This is a genomic window from Mesorhizobium sp. M5C.F.Ca.IN.020.29.1.1, from assembly GCF_003997375.1.
Classification (GTDB): Bacteria; Pseudomonadota; Alphaproteobacteria; order Rhizobiales; family Rhizobiaceae; genus Mesorhizobium; species Mesorhizobium wenxiniae.
Map to the genome: position 1 here is coordinate 1 of NZ_RZSW01000617.1, position 3,323 is coordinate 3,323.

Consider the following 3,323-nt stretch of genomic DNA (forward strand, 5'->3'; position numbering starts at 1 on the left):
CTCCTGAAGCGCGGCGCGGACTTCCTCATGGTCGGAAAAATGCAGCGTCTCGGCGCCGATGGTCTGGCCTTCCTCATGGCCCTTGCCGGCCACGATCAGCGTGTCGCCGGCATGGAGCATGGCGACTGCCTCGTGGATCGCCTTGCGCCGATCACCGATCTCGATAGCGCCGGGTGCAGCGGCAAGGATCGCGGCACGGATCGTTTCAGGCACTTCCGAACGCGGATTGTCGTCGGTGACGATAACGACATCGGCGAGCCGCGTAGCGATTTCACCCATGATCGGACGCTTGCCCCGGTCGCGGTCGCCGCCACAGCCGAACACGACGATGACGCGGCCGGTGGTGAACGGCCGCACCGACGCCAGCACGTTTTCCAGCGCGTCCGGCTTGTGCGCATAATCGACATAGACCGGCGCACCATGGGATGTTGTCCCAACGAGGTCGAGCCGACCCGGCGCGCCCTTCAATTTCTCCAACGCCATCAGGGCTTTGGCGGCTGGCGTTCCAGTAGAAATGGCGAGGCCCGCCGAAACCAGGGCATTGGCGATCTGGAAATCCCCGGCCAGCGGCAGGTCGACCTCGTGGAGAACGCCATCGACTTCCACTTCGGCGCGCTGGCGGTGGCGCTCGTGCTCGACCCGCTTCAGTCTCAGGAACTCGCCGTGGCGGCCGACCGTCAGCACATCCAGTCCTGCCGCCCTCGCCGCCCGGATCGTCGGCTCCGACCACGGATCGTCGGCAAAAATGACGGCCGGCGCGCCCTTCGGCAGCAGCGCGTCGAACAGGCGCAGCTTGGCGCGATGATAGTCCTCGATTGTCGGATGATAGTCCATGTGGTCCCGGCCGAGATTGGTGAACCCGCCGGCTGCGAGCTTCACGCCGTCGAGCCGGCGCTGGTCGAGGCCGTGGCTGGAGGCTTCCATCGATGCGTGGGTGACGCCGGCATCCGCCAGTTCCCTCAGTAGCCTGTGCAGATCTACCGGGTCGGGGGTGGTCAGCGAGCCATATTCGTTGCGGCCCGGCGCCACCACGCCGGTCGTGCCTATCGAAGCAGCGGCAAACCCTGACTGCTCCCATATCTGCCTTGTGAAGGCCGCAACCGATGTCTTGCCGCTGGTACCGGTCACTGCGACCATGGTTTGCGGCTGCCTGCCGAAGTAGCGGGCGGCACTCAGCGCCAGCGCAAGGCGCGGATCGTCGACGGCGAGAACCGGCACCGGCAGTCCGGCGACGGCGCTGCCCTTGCCGGCCACGATCGCCACTGCGCCACGACTGGCGGCATCGGCGGCATAGGCCGTGCCATCGGCCTTGGTGCCAGTGAGCGCGAAGAAGACCACGCCTGGTGCTACCTGGCGGGAATCCGACGAAATCCCGGTAACCTCCGTATCGAAGGAAGCTGTCCCCTCGACAGACAGGATACCGGCTAGATCTTTCAGCTTCATCGAACCCCGTTCATAGCAACAAAATAGCGCGCAGTTGCCGGCGCGCCCCAAGAATCACTGATAGGAAACCAGCGTTGCGCCATTTTCATGGCTGAAATCTGGCTTCACGCCAAGCATGGAAGCCGAACGTCGGATAATGTTTGCAGCCATGACACCAGCATTCGAGGCGGCCGTTGCACCCATGCCGGGTTTTTCCGGCTTCGGCTCGTCGGCGATCGTAAGCACGATATATTGCGGATCGTCCATCGGGAAAGCCGCGACGAAGGCATTGAAATTCTTGTCCTTTGAGTAGCGGCCGTTGACAACCTTCTCTGCCGTTCCGGTCTTGCCGCCGACGCGATAACCAGGAACCCTGGCGTTCCTGCCTGAGCCTTTCTCGGCGTTCAGCGCGTAGAGATAGCGCATGCTCTCGGAGGTTTTGTCGCTGACAACTTTCTTGGCCACCGACATCGCCTGTTCCTGCGCGCGCCTCAGGAATGTCGGCTGGATCAGATAGCCGCCGTTCACCAGCGCGGCACAGCCGACCGCCGTCTGCAGCGGCGTCGTCGACACGCCGTGACCGAAGGCGATGGTGATCGAATGGACCTGTTTCCAGACTTTGGGCTCGGTCGGGCGGGCGATTTCAGGCAGTTCCGTCTGCATCTTCTCGAGGATGCCCAGGCGATGCAGGAATTCGCGGTGCCCCTCGATGCCGACCGCTTCGGCTTCCTTGGCCGAACCGATATTGGACGAATAGATGAACACTTCGGGCACCGACAGCACCCGGGCCTTGCCATGAAAATCATGGATGGTCTGGCGGCCGATCCTGATCGGGCGCGAAGCGTCGAAACGGCTTTCCAGCGTCACTTTGCCGGAATCGAGCGCCATGGCGGTGGTAAAGCTCTTCAAGGTCGAACCCATTTCGTAAAGGCCGGCCGACATGCGGTTCAAGCGGTCCTTGTCCTGCGCATTGTACGGGTTGTTGGGATCGAAATCCGGAACCGAGGCCATCGCCATCACTTCGCCGGTCTTGATGTTGAGAACGACGGCGCCCGCTGCGATTGCGCGGTATTTCTCCATGCCGGCGGCGACCTCGTCGCGCACGATATGCTGGACGCGCAGGTCGATCGAGAGCTGCACCGGCTTCAGGTCCTTGGCCACCGCAAGTCCCGACGCCTGAAGGTCGCTCAGCCCCTGTTCGTCGATGTATTTCTCCATGCCGGAGATGCCCTGATTGTCGATGTTGGTGAGCCCGACGATGTAGGACGAGGTTTCGCCGGCCGGATAGAAGCGGCGCTTTTCGGTGCGGAAGCCGAAGCCGGGAATGCCGAGCTGCATGATATCCGATTGCTGCTTGGGCGTCAGTTGCCGCTGCAGCCAGACGAAGCCGGCGCCGCTCTTCAGCTTATGGTAGGTCTGTTCGTAGTCGATTTCGGGAAGCACCGTCGCCAGCTTTTCGATCGCCTCGTCGGCGTCGACAATGCGGCGCGGTTCGGCAAACAGCGACGCCGTCTTGATGTCCGTCGCCAGAACTTCGCCGTTGCGGTCGACGATATCGGGCCGAGACGCCGTCACCCGGCTCTGCGGACCGCCGGACAGGTCGGGGTTCTGGAAACCCAGATAGACCAGCCGCCCGGTGATGATCGAATAGATGCCGAAGAACACCGCCATCGTCATCACGATGCGGGTCCTGCCCTTGCCGCCGGTCGCTTTGCGGGCGCCTTCGACCACAATCGATCCGTCTTCCGACTTGGCGGGGCGCTTCAGCAGTCTGGCGATCAATGGAAGTCTGGGAATCATTGGACGATGCCTCCGGTGACCACAGGGTCCTTGCCACCCAAGGGTCCTTTGCCAGAATTGTCGGCCATGCCACCCAGTCGCTCGGACGAAAGGTCCTCGAT

At 62.9% G+C, this 3,323-nt stretch carries 2 protein-coding genes; both read right to left on the reverse strand.

The genetic code is table 11. The features are described from left to right. Positions 1-1,443 (reverse strand): UDP-N-acetylmuramoyl-L-alanyl-D-glutamate--2,6-diaminopimelate ligase (locus EOA85_RS30865; protein WP_127212254.1); only part of this gene is annotated, 1,443 nt, incomplete at its 3' end. Positions 1,444-1,497: 54 nt separating this feature from the next. Then, the gene (locus tag EOA85_RS30870; RefSeq protein ID WP_206523405.1) at positions 1,498-3,222 is read right to left on the reverse strand and encodes a penicillin-binding protein 2; all 1,725 of its coding nucleotides are present in this window, start codon (positions 3,220-3,222) and stop codon (positions 1,498-1,500) included. Positions 3,223-3,323 lie beyond the last annotated feature (101 nt).

Bases quoted from the DNA above. Each gene is read 5' to 3' on its own strand.
- EOA85_RS30870 (WP_206523405.1), bottom strand. From the start codon at position 3,222: ATGATTCCCAGACTTCCATTGATCGCCAGACTGCTGAAGCGCCCCGCC.